A 19,451-nucleotide genomic window follows, 5' to 3' on the forward strand; every position below is an offset into this window, starting at 1 on the left:
TTTTAATTCGTAGATGTCTGAACGAATTCCTGTTCAGACATTTGGATCTGTACCCCTAAACAATCATAGATTGCATGAGGGATATCTTTCAAAGCGTGGATCTTATCCTTCATCTGTTCTGTGTATTTACCATATAGAATGGTTGGCACTGGATTTACAGTATGCACATCCACAGTAAGATCTTCTAGATTTCCATGATCGGAAGTTAGAATGAGTTGGTCTTGTTCTGGATCCATTGCATCCAAAACTCCTAGTAAAAAGTCCTCCAAGTCAGAGATACATTTTTCAGCACCTTTCCAATTCATCTTATGACCTACTTTATCCGTGATAAAGTATTCGTAGATGCATAAGGTATGACCTTTCATTGCGGGAATAATATCTTTTCCAGTTTTGTACGGATCTTGGATCTCTAAAACTGGATCGTCTTTATCTATAAAATCTTTTCCAAACTTTCTGAGAAAATCACGGCTGATATCCATATAAAGACCCTTGCCATCTCTCAGATCATCCATATCTTTTAATGGTTTATCCGCTGCCATTTGGATAAGGGTAGATGCTGATACATGCCTAGGATGTTTTTTTATATGCTCAGCAAATCCTGGAGTATAACAGTTCAGCAAATCGGCTTTAAATCCGTTCTCTTCTAAAATACGAATGATAGAATATTTCGCGATGATACGTTTTAATGTGAATGTAGGAAATCCACTCATATGACGGTTCAGAACTTGACAGGCATTGATCCCAGTCCAAAGGGAAGTTTGTCCTGTTGCGCTTTGGGGAAGTCCTTTAATCCCCATACTCGCATCCGTTTTAAGATAGGTGAGTTCCTTTAATCTGGAAGGAGAATCATCCGGGATGGATTTACCGCCCAGGGGTAGAAAAATCCCTTTTGCGTATTTGGAGAACGGATTTTTATCCGGATTGTTTTCCCCAAAGCCTATCCCGTCTATAAACACATAAAATATCATTCTATTGGCCCGAGAAGTATCGATTATCCTATTGAATTAGACTGATTCTTTATGATGGAATCGCCGATACTAGAAAGGTGAACCCGCGCAAACATAGCAAAAGATCTCGAATTCTCGCTCTGATACTGCTATGTATCGTATTGATTTCCATCCCTTTTTTTCCGGGAGCTTGGAAGGACGCGGTTTTCTTCTCTCCCATCCAAATTCTTAGTTTGTACCCTAAACTGAAAAAGGAATCATTTATAGACTCTATCCTAGAAAGATTTCAAAACAAGTACTATGACCTGGGTTATAGGTTCGAATATTTAATGAGAGAATTTCCTAAACTTGAGACTGACAAGGATGCGGAAGCTTTAGGAAAACATTTCAGCTCTTCTATCAAATTAAAACAGATCCGAATTTATGATTATAATTATAGAGCAATGTATTCTTCTGATCCGAAAGGTCCAGGGTTTCATAAGGGACTAAGATTACTTGGAATGCAGGTGCCTAAAGCAGGTTGGATAGAAGATACAGATGGATTTTTATTATACAGAAATTCTATTGGAGATCTATATTTTCAAATACTGAAAGAAGATGGGGACCGAATTGTACATGAAGCAAGTGGCCCAAAAAAATCATTTTTGCCGCGGGACTTTTCAGAAGGTATCTTATATTGGGTATATAAGAAGAAGGAAGAAGATTCCGAACTCCTAGAAACAAACTTGAATCCCAACAGCTCTTTACTTCCAGATATTACAGAAGTTCCAAGCTCTGAAGAATCCAAAGCGATGATACATGCATTGCTGGATAAAAATTCTAAATCCCAAAACATTCTGCTTCGTCCTGTTTGGGAAAAAACAATTGTAGAAGATCTCGAAATCTTTTTAGCACAACCCAGAAAAACAAGAGCAGAAGAGTTATTATTGATCTTAAGTGCTTTCGGAATTTCTTTAATCGCTTTGATTTGTGGGATACTTGCTTCTAGAATATTATTCACGATCCGGACAGAAAATCGTTTTTCTGAAAGAGAAGAAGTTATCCATGTGAAAACAGAGCTGATTCGTTTACTCGGACAATTTAGGGAAAAGACAAAATGATCGGCTTTAAATTCAGACTTATACTCGCTCTATCTTTTATATTTTCCGTTTCAGTATTACTTTTAGAGCCTTACTTTCCTTCTGGGATTTTTTATAAGTCCCGATTAGAATCTGTATTTTCTTCCTTTAATAAAGAGATCTTAGAATTAGAAAAAAAGATCCGTGAATCTGATCCGGAAGAATTGGATACAAACAATCTATTCCTTCCAGTTCGAAACTTTTTATCATGGGATCCAAATCTAAAGAATACTCCCAACCTAGAGTTTTCAGGAGATAAAGAAAGGTATTTATTATCACAAGCTTGGGAAGGAAAGACTAGTCGTTTTCTTTCTTTGGAGAATGAACCTGTACTATTTGTCCCATTATATTCAAAGTCAGTCGCTGTACTTGCAGTGCTCGATAAGGAAAAATTCAAAATTTCCTTAGACGATAAGATAGAATACTTCGTTCCTGAACCAAGACTTGGTATCTTTCAAGACTGGGAAGAGAAAGGAGACAAAACAGATCCTAGAAAAATTTCAGAAGAAATTTTGAAGTCCATGAAGGATGGAGGAAATGACTTCAAAGAGATCCGTCTGGGAGATAAATTATACAGAGCCTATTACGCATTCTATCCCGAAGATAAAATCGGATTTGTCCAAGGGATTTTGTTATTAGTTCCTTTTGAACGTAATATTTTTCTAATATTATTCCCTGTGTTTTTTGGGTTTCTATTTTTATTGGATGCATGCATTCTAATTGTTAGAAAGAATAAATCCTCTTCTTCTTACGCAAAATCGGATGTATCAAATCTTATCCAAGTTCTTTCTAAAAGAATAGAAGAGACTAATTTTAAACAGGTCGAAGCCGCAAAATTGCAGGAGATCGCTGATATTCCTGAGATTGTAACCGTTCCTCCCGTTTTGGAAACTAAACCAAATGCAAGCGGCACATTCTATGTTTTACCTTTTGATCTGCCTGGAGATTCTTTTTTAACTCCTAAATTTTTAAGAGAGAAGAAGGAGCCAATTCATGTAGAAAGAGATATGGCATCTGCTCCTTCTGCTGTATCTGTTGTGGAAATGCCAGAAGCTCTTCAGAAAAAAAGAGATTCTATCTTTACTGATGAATTGGCAAGACTTGTGGAGAAAGTTAAATCTACTTCGCCTGAAATCCCTCAGATAGAAATTTCGGATCGTCCTAAAGATTCAGGTCTTTTAGCAAAAGCTCTTAGAGTGACTGGACTTGCTGAGATTGGACTGAAGGCAGCGAGAGGTCTTGCTCCTCAGCATAAATCCAGATTTTTCCTTTGGGCGAGAGCTTGGTGGGGAATTCGTAAAACAGATCCGAATGAAGAACTTCCTCTTTCTGAAAAATTCAGAGGCTGGTTAGATAAACAACCTATCCGCGAAAAAAGAAAGATCTTAGAAGTTTTAGATGAGATCCACCAAGGTTTGGATTCTCCTATATCTTCCTTATTAAAATATTATCTTACAATTTTCTCTTCTCTTCATTTGAAATCTTTTAGTATTCATTTTTATGATAGAAGAAGAGGCGCTTATCTTCCTGTAGTTTCTTATGGCTTACAACCTTATAGCCGCCAGAATATGATCTTCTTATATGGGGATCAATTCTTAGGGAAAGAAGTGGGAGATGTTTCTATTATAGATGTTACTGAAGAAAGACGTAATGATCATTTCTTCCGTAAAAAATTTGATACTGCTGACTTGGATGGAGTGATGAGGATTATTTCCTTCCCACTTTTCAGATCAGGATTAGATTTCAGATTTTTCTTAATGTTTCCAGATCCACCTAATAATGATTTAGCGGAACAGATCAGAGAGAATGTAGAAAATTCTATAGAACCTGTAGAAGATGCATTTTTACAATTGGAGATTGAGCAGGCTTCTCATGCCATCCAGGACAAAAGAGATTTGGTCCAAATTCAATTCTTACTTCTTCGTTGGGCAACCCACGGTGAAAGAAGCAGATGTAATTTATACAAGATTAAATGTATTGGTGACTTAGATTATCCTTCTATAGACAAATGGAGAAAGGATGTTCTGGAGGAGATCCAACCTAGACTCGGATCGGAAGATTACGGTTTCGGAGTTTCTCCTTCTGAAATTTTTGTTTTGTCCAGAGAAGAAAGAGAATCAGAACTGAAAATGATCTTGGATTCGATTGGTAAAGAGTATAAGATTACCCCACTTCCTTATCCGGAAAACGGAAAAAATTTATACACTTATATTTAATATTTTCCTAAATCGGATAAGATCTAAACTGAAATGCGCGCCTTTTGTTGTATCATTTTATTTTGTGCAAGTTTATCTTCTTCTTATTCCCAAGAAGAAAATAGAAGAGAATGGAATAAGGCTGCAAAACAAAAAGTTTTACTTCTTCACCAGAGTGGAAAAGAAGCAGAGAGTCTTCCTTTCTTGGAAGAATACGTCAAAAAAAATCCGAACGAGTTGATCTATAAACTCTATCTGGCTCGGGCTCTTTTTTGGAGAGCAGACTTGGAACTTCCTGGTCATTCAGAAGATGTGTTTTCTAGAATGGAGAAGGTCCGAAGGATCCGGGACAATTACCTCCGAGCAGCGAGTCTTTTCGAAGAGAATGTTGGATATTTAGTAAAGGTAAGTCCACGAGATCCTGATTTGGGAAAATGGACCTTTTTATGGGCAATGTCAGAATGGTATGCTGGTAGGGAAGACCGGGCAATTCAGCTATTTAAGAAGTCGTTTAAACATGATTTTCGTTTGAATCAGGCAAATTATAATATAGCTGCCATTTACGAAAACCTGGGACAAATACTAGATTCTCAAATTTATTACGGAACCTACTTGAAAAACGAAAAGGAACTGAAAGAAGAGGAGTAATGGCCCGTGTCGAAAGAAGATTTCAGATGCTCCTCACAGAGGAAGAATTCGAATTATTAAGGACAGAAGCGGAAAAACGAGACCTCTCCGCTTCTGAGTTACTTCGCTCCTGCTTTAGGAACGAAGTTTTTAAATCAGATTCTTACCAAAGATTGGAAGCCTTGAGAGAATTATCCAAAATTTATCCGGAAGCGAAAGTTTGAAATTATTAGTCTCTTCTGATTGTTTTAAGGAATTGGTGCTTGGAAATTCCTCTTCTCGCCGTTCTGTATCGAACGCCATTGAATCACTTACCAAAAAAAATCATATTTTCGTTTTGGCTCTTCCTAGTTTGGATTCAGTGCTTGAAAAAGAATCTGATCCTTTAACAAGAGAGATCATCTGGACCCAATCTAAAAATTTATTTTTGGATTTTCTTCCCGTAAGAAAAGAAGAGATTTCACTTGCGATACGACTTTCTTCTTCTAAGAGCTTAGAATGGAAAGAATGGCTGGAGATTGCTACGGCTTCTTTGGCTGATTTGGATGGGATTTTATGTACGAATGCTAAATGGAAAGAGCAGAATCTAGTAAAGATACTACTCGCTCAGGAAATAGACCTCGACGGAGTCGCTTAAAGGGCTGAGTTGATCTGGTCCATTCTCTGGATCGAATACAGAATTATACGCGGCAACTTTGAAATAATACGTTAGTCCCTTTTGGAAGAATAAAAGTTTTTTATCGTAAGGATCCTTACGAGGTTTTGGCTTTTTCTTTTTGGGTTTTGGATTTTCATCCTCGTCATCATTCTCTTCAGGCTTTTCTGCGTTTAAAGAAATGAGTCTATTGTCTATACACTGACAAAGTTTAGGTCCACTCATATCGTTACGTTTAGGACAAGTGGAATCATCACCCAAGATCGGATCCAAATATTCACTCATTGGATGTTTGGTCTTACCTTTAGTGGTCAGAACGGGCATTTTTCCTTTCGCTAATTCTTTGCTAGTACCTTTTAAGATTCCAACCATACGATTCGGGCCGACTCCGTAATGGATGACGTAGCCGCCTTTCTGCTGCACATTCCTTTCTGGGTTTTGGGTCCAGCTCAAACAAACTTTAGGACCTTGCGCTTCTGGATCATAATCGTCGAAGTTTACTATTTTTAGACCGGCAGGTCTGACTGGAGGAATTGTTTCTCTATAAGAAAATGTTAATGCTTCTAACTCAGGACTGGACTTTGAACCTGAATCAGTCTTAAATTTTACCTTTACTTGGTAATATTTGAAATAAGAAAGTTTATTCCCCCAGACCTTATCCAATGGAATACGATAGCTGGAAGATTTTCCTTTAGGAGAACTTTCTTCTTCAGTTTCCCTGTACGGATCATCTTCTTTAAATTCTTCTTCTATCTTTCGGAGATCAATTGATCTCCAGGCAGGATATTCTTCTGTTTTGGAGAAAATTTTAGGAGAAGATCTGAAATATAATTCTAATACAGAAGATTTAGGAACATTCGCTTTTAATAATACTGCTTCCGGTATAGAATTAGAAAATTTGGTCTTATATACCGGAGAAATTGCAGTCCCAAACTTTGCATCTGCTGTAAAGGAAGAAGGATCATATTTTTGCCCATCATACTGGGTGGATAAAACCTCTGGATCAGGACTTCCTTTGGAAACTAAAAAGTCGTCTAACCAACCGTAAAAACTTTCTCCAATCTTAAATGGAGTACTGTCTTCTGGATGAAAACCAATTCGAATGATTGGTTCTTTGGAGGAAACAGAGGCTCTATCTGTTTCTTTTCCGTTAATATATAATACGATCTCTCTTTGAACAGGTTTGAAGTGAATGATAAAATGATTCCAATCTGATCTGGAAAGTCTGGAATTCCCTGCGAGTTTTAGGGACAGATGTGTTTTGTCCGCTTTTTGGAAAAAATTACGAAATTCTAATATTGGGATCTCATCTTTAATTCTAAGGTCCCAGCCGAATTTTTTTCCTCTGGTATATAAGTCTTTGGAAAGTAAGATTGCTTCCTTATCTAGGTTTCCAGGCAATAAGAAGAAGGAGATATAAAATTCTTCTTTAATATCTGGGCTAGTAAGGATTCCTTTTGTTTTTCCTGAAACTTTGATCCCGGATCTTTTACCCACAAAACCTGCGGATCTTTTTCCGGAATGTGCTTTTGCTGCATCAGGAAGATAAGAAGAAGTTAATATTCTGTAACCGCCAGCCTTATCGTTTAGATCGGCGGCTTCCTTCTCTTCAAAATCTAAGAAAAGATCTGAACCTTCTTTACGATCGCGAGGACTTAATTCTAATTTAGAAGCTCCGTTTTCGGTACTTCCTAAACGAACATATTTAAGAACGAATGCGCTTAGAGAGAATGAATTGGATTCGGCTGAAATAGAGCCGGAGAAAAAGGAAACAAGACCGACCAAACCTAAGAGATAGACCGGATAAAGGATCTTGTTTCGCATTCTTAAAAAGATTTTCCGTTTGTTAAACGATGGTGTCTAACTGACCCACTCTTCTTTCATGACGTCCTGCTTCGAAAGAAGTATTCAGCCATTTCTGAGCGATGCGGATCGCAAGTTCTTTACCTAAAACTCTTCCGCCTAATACCAACACATTTGCATTGTTATGACGACGGGACAATTCTGCAGTGAATTCGTCATGGCATAGAGCAGCTCTAATACCTTTATGGCGATTTGCAGCGATCGAAGCTCCGATACCTGTTCCGCAAAGTGCGATCAGTCCATCCACTTCTTTAGATAGAACTTTTTTGCAGGCCTCAGCGATAATCAAAGGGTAATCCACAGAGGATTCATCCTTTGTGCCGAAGTCAAGGATCTCAATTGAGTCAGCTAATTCTTTGCGAAGGTATTCTTTAAGTTCGAATCCACCGTGATCGGAAGCGATGCCAATTTTTTTCATGTTCTAAAGGTACCGTACCTACGTGAATTCTCTGATTCAAGCAATTTACAGCAAGGATCGGAAAATAAGGAAAAGTTTCTTAATCGAAGAGTCCTTCTTTCAGGAAATCGGGAGCGGTCTGGTAGAATTCCCAATGTTGGAAGAAGAGGGCCATATAGGTATTTTGGAAAGTAGATAAGGGTAGAAGTTTCTCTGATAAGGATTGATATTCTGCCTGGTATAATCTCGATAAAAGTTCTTTTTTAGCCTCTAGAAAGCTGCGTAGGTTTTTCTCTTCGAAAGCGGATAGACGAATGGTCTTCTCGTCAGAGAGCAAAAAATTTTCGTAATAAGAAAACATAAGCTCTTTGGTTTCTCTATGATGAGAATGGTCAGCTAGCAAGGTCATTTGTTCTTCTTTAGTCAGCCCTGACATACGAATACATTCTAAACTTTGGTGAGCAGATTTTGCTTCTTGTAAGGCAAGATTTTCTGCGATCTTGGTTCTTTCTTCTGGAGAAAGTTTAGAAGTATAAAATTCCTTTAATTCTTTATAACTTCCTCCTTGGGATAAGCAATGACCTATCTTCAATTTTGTAGGGAAGAATAAAGGAGAAGCGGATATCTGAAAGATACCCGCACATAAGAATATTAAGATAAGTAGAATATGCTTCATTCTATTCTTCCAGAAGATTTAAGCCTTCTTCTCGAATTCCTTCATATATTCTACCAAGGCAATTACACCTTCTTTAGGCATAGAATTATAGATAGAAGCTCTTAGTCCACCTACAAGTCTGTGACCTTCTAACCCATGAAGTCCTTTTTCTTCTGCTCCTGCTAAAAACTTAGATTCTAAATTTTTATCATGAATAGTGAAAACAACATTCATTACAGATCTTGAATTCGGTTTTACTGGAGCATTATAGAAGGAAGTAGTTTCCAAATAATCATAAAGAATTTTGGCTTTCTCTTCATTGATCTTTTCGATCTTCTCCACGCCACCCAGATCCTTTAACCATTCAAATACAAGTTTAGCCATGTATATAGAATATGTAGGAGGAGTATTATACATGGATTTATTTTTTGCAGTTAAAGCATAATCCAGCAATATAGGAACAGTTCTGCCCGAACGTCCAAGTAAATCCTTACGAATGATCAGAACGCTTAAGCCAGAAGGCCCGATATTCTTTTGTGCTCCCGCAAAGATCGCACCGAATTTACTTACATCTATCTTTCTAGAAAGAATTTCAGAAGTCATGTCCGCGATTAGAGGAGCCTTGGTGATATTCGGAATAGTTACATAACGAGTTCCTAATAAAGTATTATTAGAAGTGATATATACGTATGCCGCTCCAGGATTTACCATGGAGTCATTTAGTTCAGGAGACTCTGTATACTTATGATCTTCTCCGTCGTAAATCTTTTTGACAGGATTGAATCTAAGTGCTTCTTCCATGGCCTTCTTAGCCCAGATACCTGTGACCGCAAAGTCAGCAGACTCTCCATCTTTCAGAAGATTTAAGGGCAGGGCGGAGAAGTGGAGGCTAGCTCCTCCGGAAAGAAACATAATTTCGTAATTTTCCGGAACAGATAATAATTCTCTGAGCAAGGAAAGGGAAGTATCGAGGACTTCTTCAAAAAGTTTTCCCCTATGGCTATCTTCCATGATGGACATACCGGACCCGCGGTAGTTCAGAAACTCGGAAGCAGCCTTCTCCATGACTGGACTAGGTAACATCGCAGGACCTGCGCAAAAATTATAGATTCGGCGCTCAAATTTGCTCATGAGGTTAGGGTAAAAACCAGGTCTTGGGAGGCAACTTCTTACTGTTCCAACATTCATGGAGAATTGAAAAATCCTTGGCAGAGTCCTATCTAGAATCATAAGATAGCCATTCGTCTCTCCCAAGTTTGGGGGGTTCGTTTTTCAAAGGAGTTCCATAATGTCACGGATTCGACTGGCCGTATTTCTAATCTTCTTCGGAAGTTTTAGCTTTCCGATCTTTGCCCAAGAGGGGCCTAAACTTGGAGAAAAGGAAGTTCGTTCTTCTGGAAAAGTGAACTTCGTCAATAGGTCTGCTGCAAGAGCAGATGAAGAAACAAAAGGAAGTAATGCAAGAACCGGTGCTGGGTTATCCGAAGCATTAAAAAAAGATCCAAAATCAGCAGCTTCTGCAGATGGGATCACTGCGCTCCGTATTCTTCCAGATGAAAAAGAGAAAAAGTTCGGAGCAGATCTGATCAGCATTGGTAAAGATGCAGATTACGGACATATTAACTCAATCCAAAGGATACTTTCCGGATATGTGAAAGCTAACTTCGGATATTCAGAAGCAAACTCAGATACATTAGCAACTTATATACTTTATTATAATGCGATCCATCGTAAGGGCGCAGATTATGTTAAACGTAAATACAATACCGAAGTTGTAAAAAATTCACAAAACGATAAGATCGGTATCGGCAGACGTTATACGGAATGGCCTGGAAAAACTCAGATCATTATCCCTATCGTAACCAATATTCTTTCAGATGATGGAAAAGATCTGGATACTGACGAGCTTGAAAAAGAAGTCAATAGAGATCTTGATAAAAAGAAAGAAGGTCAAGACGATAAGAAAAAAATGAACGACCTTCAAAACGAGAAGGCAGAAGAAGAAAAACGTAAACTTAAAGATAAACAAGAAGAGAATAGAAAAAAACAAGATGATGCTTCCAGCAAAGAAAGGAATGCAGAAAGAGAGATCCAGGAACTAAACAAGGATCCTGTCAAGAATAAACAAAAGATCACTCAAAAACAAGAGGAACGTAAACAGGCCCAACAAGAACAACAAAAGGCCAAAAAAGAAGAGCAACAACTAAAGGAAAAAGAGAAGGAGATCGCTAAAAAAGAAGAATCTCGTAAATCGGATTCTAAATCTTCCTCATCCTCTTCTGATTCCAAAAGTTCTTCTTCCGGAGACTCTAAAAAGTCCGAAGCTAAGTCCGACGACAATAAGTCCAAGGAAGAGATCAAACAAGAGTTGAAGGAAACTAAAAAAGAGTTAGAAACAGTTAAAGAAGAACAGAAGAAAAAAGAAGACTTCGACAAGAACGTTGTCGGAGGTAAAATTCTGTTCCTCAAAACTTTAAAATACACTTCAGACGGACATTATAGCAACGAACTTCACGCGTTAGATCCTGCTAAAGATGATACAATCTTCAAAGGTGATTTTAACAAGATTTGCGGACGCACATTCGAAGTAGTGGATGGAAAAGCTCTCGTAGTAGGTTACGAGTCTGATCACTCTGCTGCACACAAACTTATACTGATCGATCAAGAAACTTTAAAACCTGCTGTTTGGTCTGGTGATTCAGTATTCTGGCGAACTCCAATGATCGTCAAAGGAGAAGAGATCTACGCCTTTGAAGAAAGAAACGGAAAATATTATTTAAGCCGTTACGACAAAGGTTTAAAGAAAACTGCTGGAACTGAAGAAGAGATCAGCCCGAACTCAAACGTAACTTTCTTCGGCGAAAAAATTTACGTTACAGGTAAGGAAGAAGGTTCCGGAAAAACGGAAATCGCTGTGTTCAGCAAAGCCGATCTGAAATTGATCAAAAAGATCAAACCTTAAGATTAGCTGATTATTAAGAAGAGAAGGCGGGCTTGCACCCGCCTTTTTTATTTCTGAGGAATGGATCGTTTGTCTTAGTTTTTTCTTAAAAGCCAAGCACCTAAGAATACGGAAACAATTTCAGTAGCCATGCTCATATAAATATATTCATTTCCTGGCCCGTCCAAGAACAGGGTGTATAGTCTTGCTACAAACAATCCTGCCGCACTTGTAACCGAAAGAAGGATTGCTTGGGTTTTGAACTCTTGTTTTACTAAACCGTAATATACAATAAGTCCAACTCCGAAACATAGACCTGAATACATTGCCCTGAAGTCAGCGAGCGCCGCACTTGAGTGGATTGTATAACCAATCGCATTTGCCAAAGGGATCGGAAAGAAAAGGAAGGCCACAGTAAATCCGGCATACACTGCCAAGTTTAAAGCCAGAAAAATTTTAGTGATCCAATATATAAGTGAACCAGTTTGATCTGAAAGTGAATGAGTTTGCATTTTTGTCCTCTCGTTTGGGATGAGAAGAAGATACACCGTTTCCGGAAGACAGTCGTCCGGCGTTATAAAGGCTTACACATTTTTCTGTAAGAAATCGGAGTTTTTTGAGTAAGTTTCAAAAAAGCCTCATTAAAAGAAGAACGATTATTAAAACCCACTGTCATTGCGATTTCCAAAACAGTTTTATCCGTTTCGGACAGAAGTTGTTTTGCATCTTCTATCCTATGGTGGTTGATCAGAGAAAAATATCCTTTTCCCATTCTATTATTGATCAGTTCTGAAAATTGATGAGTGGTTAGGGATAATTCTTTTGCAAGTTCTGCTAAGGACAGATCTTCTCTGCGATGGATTTTTTCTGATTCGAATAGAAAGTTTAATTTTTCTAATATAGAATCAAGTTTCAGGCCTTCTAACCTGGTCCTAGAATATTTTACCTTTGCTAAATCGGAACGAACGGCTTCCGGAAAATCGAAATATTTCCTGCGGATATAATATACAAGTGAGACTGCAAGTGTCACAGTTAAAAGTGCAAGTTTTAGAAAGATAGGATTGTATATCAGCCCGATCATTCCAAAAACAGAAACGATCAAACAATCTAACGCAAATATACCGAATAAGATCTTAAATTTCAGTTCAGAGATCTGAGGAAGTATCTTAAAGATCGGAAAAACAAAACTGAAAGAAAAAATCCCAGCTCCTAAGTATAAGAACCCAGTTCCAGAAATCGGATCTTGGATATTCCAATAAATCTGGTTAGAATCTGGAGATCCGGCGTATTCTCCTAATCTGAAAAATAAAATAACTCCCAAACAAAGTAAGAATGGAAGAAAGAAGAGAGAATGTACAAACTTATATCTGAAATCTTCTTCCAAAAAGGCGAGAAGAGCTAAAAAAGCAAAAGCAGGTGGAAGATATAAAAGAGGAAGATTCCAGAGTTTTAGGTTTAGATCCTGACCAGCATTTGGATTTAAAACCAAAGAACCGGAAAGTTGCATAAATCCTAAAGAGACTAGAGTAAGAGAGAGGTAAACTTGGAATTTATGTTTTCTGTCGGAAGGAAATTCTCCGATTGCGAGTAAAAAAGAAAGAAATCCTCCGAAGAGGATCATCCCGTCTGAAAACCATCCCAATAACTCAGGCATGGTCTTATTGTATTTTAGGAATAGATTAGTCGAATCGAAATTCTAATTAGAAAAATTATCTCATGGAAGTAAGATCTCTATAAGCTCTTACAACTCCATCAGCTAAAGTTTTAGTGAATGTGAGTGCCACTCTTGCTTTTTCAGAAGCGACCATTACTTCGTGAGCATCTACACTATTTGGATCATATACCATTTTTTGAGTAAGTTCGTCTGCTTCTACCTGTAGGTCGTTTACAGATTTGAATGCGTTTCTCATTGCTTCTGAAAAACTTTCAGCAACATAGTCAGGAGCTACCGGCTCTTTTACATCGCCGTAATGACGTTGGTCATCTATCTTTACGGACACTTTATCACCTTTAGGAGAAAGTGGAAAACGAGAATCTGAATAACCTGAGTTATAATTGTACCAAAGTTTGGAATTAAAATCTACGTTCATTCTTCTCTCCTATTAAGCTCTTCCGATCTCTAAGGCTTTGTTAAACATTGCCTTGGATCCATTGATCATCTGGACGTTTGCTTCGTAGGATCTGGAAGCAGAGATCATGTCTGTCATTTCGGTGACTATATTTACGTTCGGCATTTCTACATAGCCTTTTTTAGGTCCGATCTGGATTGCGTCAGGGTGGGTTGGATCATAAGTTAATCGTAAAGGACTCATATCCTTTTCAATTTTCATTACTTTCACACCTTTACCTTCTCCAGGAGAAAGACCAAAAGGATAAACTGGGCTTTTCCATTTGGTTCTAAGATTTACAGGGGTAAGGATCACTCTATCCCTGCGGAAAGGACCATCTCCATTTGTATTTCTGGTAGTAGTTGCGTTCGCGATATTGTTTCCGATCACATCCATACGGAGTCTTTGAGCGGAAAGTCCAGTGGCGGAGATATTAACTGCGCTAAATAGTCCCATCTTCTTCCTCTAAATCTTAGCTATGTCTCTCTTGAGATTAAGCCAACCTCATTACGTTCTTCAAATCGCGGAAGTTCGCATTCATTCTTTCGACCATCATCATGTATTGCATTTGAGAGTTGGAAGCTTCCATTACTTCTTTCTCAGGATCTACGTTATTTCCGTCTGCTCTGACTGTAGTCAGATAATCTATGTTTGCCTTAGGCTTTACAGATTTATAATCTAATGGAGTAAAAAAGGAAATATGACGTTCGTCTTCGATCCTGGTCGGGATCGCTTTAGAAGCTTCTATCTTTTCCGATTCTAATGCTCTTTTGATCATGGATTCGAAAAGTACTTCACTTCTTTTAAAATGGGGAACATCCGCATTTGCGATATTGTCTGCGAGGACTTTTCTTTTCATAGAGGCGGCGTTCATTCCCTTCTCTAATAAGTCCTGAGTCTTCATGAAATGTGTTTTTTGGAACATAAAGCTCTCCCATTTAAAATTTCGGTTGAATTTCAAAATTCCCAAAGATAAAAAAAGAAATCTGGCCGAAAATTTCTCAGAAAAGGCCAAAAAAGGACTCAAATCGAAAATGGGTGAAAATTCGGAGATTATCGAGATCAAGCCGGAGCTGACTGCCCTTTTTAACGACTATTACGCATTTCGAAACCAGTTGATGGACGCAATCGCTAAAAAACCGGTTAAAATCGTCCTGGATCTGGGGAAAATTCCTGTGATGAATTCTATTTCCATCAGTTCCCTGGTTTGGTTTTGTAAAAACGCTAAGTTAGAAGGGATAGAGATCGATATAAGAGAGATACATCCTGATCTAATGAAAACTTTCGAAGTTCTCAAGATAGACGAATACTTTCAGCGAATCTAAAATTTGCAAGATCAGATCCCCGTGCTGACTCTTTACATGCTTAAGAGTGTCTGGAATTCCCTGGACATCCTTACTACGCAGTATAGCTTGGCTTCCATGAAAAAAATTCTTTTTTCCTTAGCGGTCTTATCCTTACTCATTGGTTGCCAAGCTCCTCTTCAGGAGAGAATCTTAGGTATATGGGAAAGAACTTCCGTTTGTGCAGCAGACGGGCAGTGCAAAAATCCAGAGCCAGGAAAGGCTCCTAAACTTTCTATCTTCAGACCTGGGCTTGCGATCTACGAAAATCCGGAAGATCCTGAAAACCAACGCAAGATTGAATATGAGTTTTACGAAAAAGAAACCAAGTCCAGAGAGCCTGAGCTTATATTTAGATTTTTGAATCTAGGATTTGATATTCGTTATATCGTGAAAAAAGCGGATAAAGAAACTCTAGAACTATTGAATCCAGACCTGAACAATACAGAAGTTTATAAAAAATTAGGTCCTGCTCCCGAATGATTATTTGTCGGAAGAAACTTTCTGCACTAATCCTAGGTTTTATACTTCTATTCGGAGTTGGCCTAGGATCTAAGGAAACTGAAACTTCCGACGAAAACCAATCTATACTTGCCCCTTCGCCTGAAGGGGAATTACCTCTTCCTCCTCAACCTACAGATCAAAGTGAAGTTTCTAGAAGAAAATACCAGATCCTAGCTTTAAATACAGAGACAATCAATCTATTAAGATCCAATGCTATAGCCCGTGCCCAAGCAAATATAGAACGTTTGAAAAAGTTGGATCCTGATTGTTTAGAATATCATTATCTGAACGGCGCGTATTTATACGTGATAGGAAGGTATCCACAATCTAAAAAAGCACTTTTGAAAGCTGTGGAGATCAATCCAAGCCATGATCCATCCTATTATCTTCTTGGAATGATCTTTGTAAGAAGAAGTAAATGGGAATCTTCTGTTCAATACTTCCAAAAAGCAGTGGAGCTTGCGAATTATAATCCTTTTTACAGATTGAATATGGCTCTGGCTTATTTTGAAACAGGTCAATATCTAAAAGCAAAAGCGGAAGCGGAGAAGGGGATAGAACTTAAACCTAATTACAGAAACTTAAAACTGATCTTACTAAAAGTGAATTTTCTTTTGGGAAATAAAGCGGATGCTTTGGCTCAGTGTAAGGAATTTGCAAAAGAAGGTTTTGTTCACAGAGAATTTGCATATATCTATGCAAGACTTGCAATGGATATAGATAAAAATTTCCGTAAAGCGATCAAACTTTATAATCAGTTTCCTGACCTTCCTTTTAACGAAAAAAGATTTTTAGCCCATGCTTACTTTCACACTTCGAATTACAGGGCTGCTGCAAATATTTATTCAATCGTTTCAGGTTCTAAGATACTTATAGAAGAAGATAGAGTAAATTATCTTAGATCTTTAGTGTATATTAAGGATTACAGAAGATTAGAAACTTTTGTAGCTTCTTGGATGTTAGAAGAGCCCGAAAAAAAATTAAAGATCCAAGAAGCTTTGGATACAGCGGAACTTTTGAGAGAGAACGATCCGAAAGTGTATCATATGCTTCCTTCGAGATCGCCTTATAACTGATTATTCGACAACTTCTTCCTTTTTAGTGGGAAAGCGAAGAATATAAAAGATTACGCATATTCCAATCACTGCCATTCCAATTCTTACATAAATGATCGGTGCAAAAATTGCGCTGATAGTCATTGTGATCACTATCGTAGAAACAGAAATGATCTTTGCTTTAAGAGGTATCGCCTTATGGATCCTCCAATCTCTGATAAAACTTCCGAAATATTTATTATTCATCAGCCAGTTATAGAACTTCTGAGAAGCCCTTGCATAACAAGCAGCAGTTAAAAGTAAGAATGGAGTAGTAGGAAGAACCGGGGTGAAGATCCCGATAATTCCCAAAATCAAGGATATGGTCCCTATTATGATCAATAAATAACGAACGAATCCATATCTATGAAGTTTTACTTCGTGGCTATAATCCTTTTTTTCTGCCAATGGAATACCTCTACTTCTCAACCCAAAGTTGTTTCGTTTTCAATTTGCGCTGAAAATAAAAAAGGGAGGCCAAAGCCTCCCTTTTGCAAGAATCATTTCCTGAATTTTTCGGAAAATCTGGATTAGGTATCCTTGAGTGCTGTCACGATTTCTTGGGTGGCTTTTTTACCATCTTGGAAATACATGAGGCAGTTTTCTTGGATGAAGAGTGGGTTAGGAACTCCTGCAAATCCTGGGCTCAAGGAACGTTTGATCACGATAATGGTTTTTGCTTTATCCACATCTAAGATCGGCATTCCAGCGATTGGAGAACCTGGATCTGTTTTTGCCAGAGGGTTTACCACGTCGTTCGCACCATTGATGATTACTACGTCTACAGTGTTGAAAGTAGGATTGATCTCATCCATTTCTTTCATTTTGTCGTAAGGAATATCAGCTTCTGCTAATAGAACGTTCATGTGACCAGGCATCCTTCCAGCAACTGGGTGGATAGCAAACTCAACTTCGATGTTCTTATCAGTAAGTTGGTTGTAAAGCTCGCGAACCGCGTGTTGCGCTTGAGCAACTGCCATTCCATAACCAGGAACGATAACTACTCTCTGAGCCATATCCAGTAACATTGCCACTTCTTCAGCAGAAGTTGCTTTTGTTTTTCCAGTATAGATGTCGCCAGAATCTGCGGAAGAAGGAGCAGCACCGAGCCCACCAAAAAGAACGTTTGGAAGAGAACGGTTCATCGCCTTACACATGATCTGAGTGAGAAGGATACCGGAAGCTCCTACAAGAGATCCGGAGATGATAAGAACATTGTTTCCTAAAACGAATCCAGTTGCAGAAGCTGCAAGTCCTGAATAAGAGTTAAGAAGAGCGATTACCACTGGCATGTCCGCTCCACCGATCGGAATTACTAACAGAACTCCAAGGATAGAAGCAACAAGTACGATGTACCAGTACCAATCAATCTTAGTAGGCTCGGTTACGTTTAAATAACCTAAGTAAAGAGAACCAATTAAGAATAAAACTTTTACGATCTGGTCTCCGAAGTAACGAACCGCTTTTTCTGAGATCAAACCTTGTAGTTTTCCGAAAGCGATCAAACTTCCTGTAAGAGTTACAGCTCCGATAATACCAGTTGCTGCAGTAGAGATTGTGAACTGATAATCTGCAAGTTGTGCAGTATCATGACCCGGTTGTAGGATCTCCATCAAAGAGTTTCCACCAACTAAGAAGGAAGCAAGTCCTCCAAGTCCGTTCAGAAGTGCCACGAGCTGAGGCATTCCAGTCATTTCTACTTTAAGAGCGATAAACGTTCCGATTGCAGTTCCTACTAAGAGCGCTGCACCGATAATGATGATATCACTTTGATTGATCGTTCCGTATTCGAAGAATACTCCTACAACCGCGAGGAACATACCGAAAGCTCCGGTAAAGTTCCCTTTTACTGCAGTTTTAGGATGAGAAAGTAACTTTAATCCAACGATAAAAAGGATACTTGAAACTAGATAAATGAGGTTGATATACGCTTTTTCCATTTATGTATTAATCCTTTTTCTTGAACATTCCCAACATGCGGTGAGTTACTACGAACCCTCCGATCACGTTGACGGTTGCTGCAACGATTGCGATAAATCCTAATACTTGAATAATCCAATGATTTGTAGTATGAAGAGTTAAGATCGCTCCGATGACTGTGATACCCGAAATGGCGTTAGAGCCTGACATAAGAGGGGTATGTAATAAAGGTGGAATACGGTTGATGACCTCGATTCCTACAAACACTGCGATTAGAAATATCGTCAGGTAGCTTACGAACTGTTCCATATTAGCTTCCTATGGACGGCGGCAGGGAAAAATCCTCAAAACCGATGCCTTAAAATCTGTTCGTTCACTTTTCCGGGACGCCTGCTTCCTGAAAACCCTTTTTTCGAAGCAAGCAGGAGTCGCATTTTCCGCAGGGTTTGCCTCCCACGGGATCATAACAAGAATGAGTCATAGAAAACGGAACGCCTAATTTAGAGCCTAGTAACACGATCTCTTTTTTATCTAAGAACTGCAAAGGTGTGCATATTTCTAGAGGATGACCTTCTGATCCTGTTTTGGTCCCTATACGGATCGCGTCAGAATACGCTTTTATAAATTCAGGTCTGCAATCTGGATAACCGGAATAATCCAAAGCATTCACACCAATATAGAGTCTTTGGGCTCCGATACCTTCTGCCAAAGAAACTCCGAAAGATAAAAACAAAATATTCCTTCCGGGAACATAAGTGTTTGGGATCTCAGAATGACCTAAAGAATTTTTAGGCACCTTGATCTTCTTTTCAGTAAGAGAAGAACCTTGGAAAAATTCAGGACTCAATTTTTGGATTAAATGAGGTACTTCTAAAAGTTTTGTGATCTTTTTGGCAGATTTGAGTTCTTGTTTATGTTTTTGATTATAATCGAAGGAAAGAGCGATAGGGGAATAACCATCTTGGATGGCTTGGTACAAACAAGTCGTAGAATCTAATCCACCTGAGAAAAGAACGATAGCTTTTGGATTTTTAGAATGAGATTTCGTTCGAACGCTGTTCGACTTAGAAGAAGATCTCATCTT

At 38.4% G+C, this 19,451-nt stretch carries 23 protein-coding genes; 9 read left to right on the plus strand and 14 right to left on the minus strand.

Annotated elements, in window-relative coordinates:
• Positions 1-2: 2 nt before the first annotated feature.
• Positions 3-968 (minus strand): metalloenzyme, encoded by a 966-nt coding sequence (locus EHQ52_RS08850; protein WP_135614825.1) that lies wholly within the window; start codon positions 966-968, stop codon positions 3-5.
• A 140-nt stretch (positions 969-1,108) separates the two neighbouring features.
• On the opposite strand from EHQ52_RS08850, the gene EHQ52_RS08855 reads away from it, so the two are divergent.
• The 5 genes from EHQ52_RS08855 to EHQ52_RS08875 are packed head-to-tail and all read left to right on the plus strand — an operon-like array spanning position 1,109 to position 5,524.
• The gene (locus tag EHQ52_RS08855; protein ID WP_135614826.1) at positions 1,109-2,047 is read left to right on the plus strand and encodes a hypothetical protein; all 939 of its coding nucleotides are present in this window, start codon (positions 1,109-1,111) and stop codon (positions 2,045-2,047) included.
• Complete coding sequence (locus EHQ52_RS08860; protein WP_135614827.1) at positions 2,044-4,281, plus strand: hypothetical protein; 2,238 nt, start codon at positions 2,044-2,046, stop codon at positions 4,279-4,281. Before EHQ52_RS08855 ends, EHQ52_RS08860 begins: the two co-directional genes overlap by 4 nt.
• A 33-nt stretch (positions 4,282-4,314) precedes the next feature.
• Positions 4,315-4,908: a tetratricopeptide repeat protein gene (locus tag EHQ52_RS08865; RefSeq protein ID WP_135614828.1), complete on the plus strand. Its 594-nt coding sequence runs from the start codon at positions 4,315-4,317 to the stop codon at positions 4,906-4,908.
• Positions 4,908-5,111: a hypothetical protein gene (locus EHQ52_RS08870; protein ID WP_036089237.1), complete on the plus strand. Its 204-nt coding sequence runs from the start codon at positions 4,908-4,910 to the stop codon at positions 5,109-5,111. The genes EHQ52_RS08865 and EHQ52_RS08870 overlap by 1 nt, the downstream gene beginning before the upstream one ends.
• Positions 5,108-5,524: a hypothetical protein gene (locus tag EHQ52_RS08875; protein WP_135614829.1), complete on the plus strand. Its 417-nt coding sequence runs from the start codon at positions 5,108-5,110 to the stop codon at positions 5,522-5,524. Before EHQ52_RS08870 ends, EHQ52_RS08875 begins: the two co-directional genes overlap by 4 nt.
• On the opposite strand, the gene EHQ52_RS08880 is transcribed toward EHQ52_RS08875, so the two are convergent.
• From EHQ52_RS08880 to serC, 4 genes are all read right to left on the minus strand, one after another.
• A complete protein-coding gene (locus EHQ52_RS08880; RefSeq protein WP_135614830.1) occupies positions 5,486-7,366 on the minus strand; it encodes a hypothetical protein in 1,881 nt (626 codons plus the stop codon). The genes EHQ52_RS08875 and EHQ52_RS08880 overlap by 39 nt on opposite strands.
• Positions 7,367-7,388: 22 nt before the next feature.
• Positions 7,389-7,823 (minus strand): ribose 5-phosphate isomerase B, encoded by a 435-nt coding sequence (gene rpiB / locus EHQ52_RS08885; protein WP_135614831.1) that lies wholly within the window; start codon positions 7,821-7,823, stop codon positions 7,389-7,391.
• A 79-nt stretch (positions 7,824-7,902) separates the two neighbouring features.
• Positions 7,903-8,478, minus strand: a complete 576-nt coding sequence (locus tag EHQ52_RS08890) for a hypothetical protein (protein ID WP_135614832.1) — start codon at positions 8,476-8,478, stop codon at positions 7,903-7,905.
• 18 nt (positions 8,479-8,496) lie between these two features.
• Complete coding sequence (gene serC / locus EHQ52_RS08895) at positions 8,497-9,588, minus strand: 3-phosphoserine/phosphohydroxythreonine transaminase (RefSeq protein WP_135614833.1); 1,092 nt, start codon at positions 9,586-9,588, stop codon at positions 8,497-8,499.
• Positions 9,589-9,745: 157 nt separating this feature from the next.
• On the opposite strand from serC, the gene EHQ52_RS08900 reads away from it, so the two are divergent.
• Positions 9,746-11,419, plus strand: a complete 1,674-nt coding sequence (locus tag EHQ52_RS08900; protein WP_135614834.1) for a P83/100 family protein — start codon at positions 9,746-9,748, stop codon at positions 11,417-11,419.
• A gap of 74 nt (positions 11,420-11,493) precedes the next feature.
• Here EHQ52_RS08900 and EHQ52_RS08905 read toward each other — a convergent pair whose 3' ends face one another.
• The 5 genes from EHQ52_RS08905 to flgB form a co-directional block, all read right to left on the minus strand.
• Positions 11,494-11,910, minus strand: coding sequence for a DUF4345 family protein (locus tag EHQ52_RS08905; RefSeq protein WP_208653468.1), 417 nt, complete (start codon positions 11,908-11,910; stop codon positions 11,494-11,496).
• Between the two features lie 62 nt (positions 11,911-11,972).
• A complete protein-coding gene (locus EHQ52_RS08910; RefSeq protein ID WP_135614836.1) occupies positions 11,973-13,052 on the minus strand; it encodes a helix-turn-helix domain-containing protein in 1,080 nt (359 codons plus the stop codon).
• Between the two features lie 55 nt (positions 13,053-13,107).
• Complete coding sequence (gene fliE, locus EHQ52_RS08915; RefSeq protein WP_086447832.1) at positions 13,108-13,488, minus strand: flagellar hook-basal body complex protein FliE; 381 nt, start codon at positions 13,486-13,488, stop codon at positions 13,108-13,110.
• A gap of 12 nt (positions 13,489-13,500) precedes the next feature.
• Positions 13,501-13,962 carry a flagellar basal body rod protein FlgC gene (gene flgC, locus EHQ52_RS08920; protein WP_008594730.1) on the minus strand — a complete coding sequence of 154 codons (462 nt, stop codon included), beginning with the start codon at positions 13,960-13,962 and terminating at the stop codon, positions 13,501-13,503.
• 37 nt (positions 13,963-13,999) lie between these two features.
• Positions 14,000-14,431: a flagellar basal body rod protein FlgB gene (gene flgB / locus EHQ52_RS08925; RefSeq protein WP_086447833.1), complete on the minus strand. Its 432-nt coding sequence runs from the start codon at positions 14,429-14,431 to the stop codon at positions 14,000-14,002.
• Between the two features lie 109 nt (positions 14,432-14,540).
• On the opposite strand from flgB, the gene EHQ52_RS08930 reads away from it, so the two are divergent.
• The 3 genes from EHQ52_RS08930 to EHQ52_RS08940 all read left to right on the plus strand — a co-directional run bounded on the left by EHQ52_RS08930 (position 14,541) and on the right by EHQ52_RS08940 (position 16,429).
• The gene (locus tag EHQ52_RS08930) at positions 14,541-14,831 is read left to right on the plus strand and encodes an STAS domain-containing protein (RefSeq protein ID WP_036089317.1); all 291 of its coding nucleotides are present in this window, start codon (positions 14,541-14,543) and stop codon (positions 14,829-14,831) included.
• A gap of 96 nt (positions 14,832-14,927) precedes the next feature.
• A complete protein-coding gene (locus EHQ52_RS08935; RefSeq protein WP_244244827.1) occupies positions 14,928-15,332 on the plus strand; it encodes an LIC10301 family lipoprotein in 405 nt (134 codons plus the stop codon).
• Entirely contained in the window at positions 15,329-16,429 is a 1,101-nt protein-coding gene (locus tag EHQ52_RS08940) for a tetratricopeptide repeat protein (RefSeq protein ID WP_135614837.1), read from the plus strand. Before EHQ52_RS08935 ends, EHQ52_RS08940 begins: the two co-directional genes overlap by 4 nt.
• On the opposite strand, the gene EHQ52_RS08945 is transcribed toward EHQ52_RS08940, so the two are convergent.
• From EHQ52_RS08945 to queC, 4 genes are all read right to left on the minus strand, one after another.
• Positions 16,430-16,855, minus strand: a complete 426-nt coding sequence (locus EHQ52_RS08945; RefSeq protein WP_135614838.1) for a YbaN family protein — start codon at positions 16,853-16,855, stop codon at positions 16,430-16,432.
• A 122-nt stretch (positions 16,856-16,977) separates the two neighbouring features.
• Positions 16,978-18,387: an NAD(P)(+) transhydrogenase (Re/Si-specific) subunit beta gene (locus EHQ52_RS08950; protein WP_135614839.1), complete on the minus strand. Its 1,410-nt coding sequence runs from the start codon at positions 18,385-18,387 to the stop codon at positions 16,978-16,980.
• 7 nt (positions 18,388-18,394) lie between these two features.
• Complete coding sequence (locus EHQ52_RS08955; protein ID WP_008594681.1) at positions 18,395-18,676, minus strand: NAD(P) transhydrogenase subunit alpha part 2; 282 nt, start codon at positions 18,674-18,676, stop codon at positions 18,395-18,397.
• A gap of 64 nt (positions 18,677-18,740) precedes the next feature.
• Complete coding sequence (queC, locus tag EHQ52_RS08960) at positions 18,741-19,448, minus strand: 7-cyano-7-deazaguanine synthase QueC (RefSeq protein ID WP_135614840.1); 708 nt, start codon at positions 19,446-19,448, stop codon at positions 18,741-18,743.
• Positions 19,449-19,451: the final 3 nt, after the last annotated feature.

Source organism: Leptospira koniambonensis, assembly GCF_004769555.1.
Classification (GTDB): Bacteria; Spirochaetota; Leptospiria; order Leptospirales; family Leptospiraceae; genus Leptospira_B; species Leptospira_B koniambonensis.

Excerpts from the sequence above, each read along its gene's own strand:
- EHQ52_RS08850 (WP_135614825.1), bottom strand. The coding sequence starts at position 968 with ATGATATTTTATGTGTTTATAGACGGGATAGGCTTTGGGGAAAACAAT.
- EHQ52_RS08860 (WP_135614827.1), top strand. The coding sequence starts at position 2,044 with ATGATCGGCTTTAAATTCAGACTTATACTCGCTCTATCTTTTATATTT.
- EHQ52_RS08865 (WP_135614828.1), top strand. The coding sequence starts at position 4,315 with ATGCGCGCCTTTTGTTGTATCATTTTATTTTGTGCAAGTTTATCTTCT.
- EHQ52_RS08870 (WP_036089237.1), top strand. The coding sequence starts at position 4,908 with ATGGCCCGTGTCGAAAGAAGATTTCAGATGCTCCTCACAGAGGAAGAA.
- EHQ52_RS08880 (WP_135614830.1), bottom strand. The coding sequence starts at position 7,366 with ATGCGAAACAAGATCCTTTATCCGGTCTATCTCTTAGGTTTGGTCGGT.
- rpiB (WP_135614831.1), bottom strand. The coding sequence starts at position 7,823 with ATGAAAAAAATTGGCATCGCTTCCGATCACGGTGGATTCGAACTTAAA.
- EHQ52_RS08890 (WP_135614832.1), bottom strand. The coding sequence starts at position 8,478 with ATGAAGCATATTCTACTTATCTTAATATTCTTATGTGCGGGTATCTTT.
- serC (WP_135614833.1), bottom strand. The coding sequence starts at position 9,588 with ATGAGCAAATTTGAGCGCCGAATCTATAATTTTTGCGCAGGTCCTGCG.
- EHQ52_RS08900 (WP_135614834.1), top strand. The coding sequence starts at position 9,746 with ATGTCACGGATTCGACTGGCCGTATTTCTAATCTTCTTCGGAAGTTTT.
- EHQ52_RS08905 (WP_208653468.1), bottom strand. The coding sequence starts at position 11,910 with ATGCAAACTCATTCACTTTCAGATCAAACTGGTTCACTTATATATTGG.
- EHQ52_RS08910 (WP_135614836.1), bottom strand. The coding sequence starts at position 13,052 with ATGCCTGAGTTATTGGGATGGTTTTCAGACGGGATGATCCTCTTCGGA.
- fliE (WP_086447832.1), bottom strand. The coding sequence starts at position 13,488 with ATGAACGTAGATTTTAATTCCAAACTTTGGTACAATTATAACTCAGGT.
- flgC (WP_008594730.1), bottom strand. The coding sequence starts at position 13,962 with ATGGGACTATTTAGCGCAGTTAATATCTCCGCCACTGGACTTTCCGCT.
- flgB (WP_086447833.1), bottom strand. The coding sequence starts at position 14,431 with ATGTTCCAAAAAACACATTTCATGAAGACTCAGGACTTATTAGAGAAG.
- EHQ52_RS08930 (WP_036089317.1), top strand. The coding sequence starts at position 14,541 with ATGGGTGAAAATTCGGAGATTATCGAGATCAAGCCGGAGCTGACTGCC.
- EHQ52_RS08935 (WP_244244827.1), top strand. The coding sequence starts at position 14,928 with ATGAAAAAAATTCTTTTTTCCTTAGCGGTCTTATCCTTACTCATTGGT.
- EHQ52_RS08940 (WP_135614837.1), top strand. The coding sequence starts at position 15,329 with ATGATTATTTGTCGGAAGAAACTTTCTGCACTAATCCTAGGTTTTATA.
- EHQ52_RS08950 (WP_135614839.1), bottom strand. The coding sequence starts at position 18,387 with ATGGAAAAAGCGTATATCAACCTCATTTATCTAGTTTCAAGTATCCTT.
- EHQ52_RS08955 (WP_008594681.1), bottom strand. The coding sequence starts at position 18,676 with ATGGAACAGTTCGTAAGCTACCTGACGATATTTCTAATCGCAGTGTTT.
- queC (WP_135614840.1), bottom strand. The coding sequence starts at position 19,448 with ATGAGATCTTCTTCTAAGTCGAACAGCGTTCGAACGAAATCTCATTCT.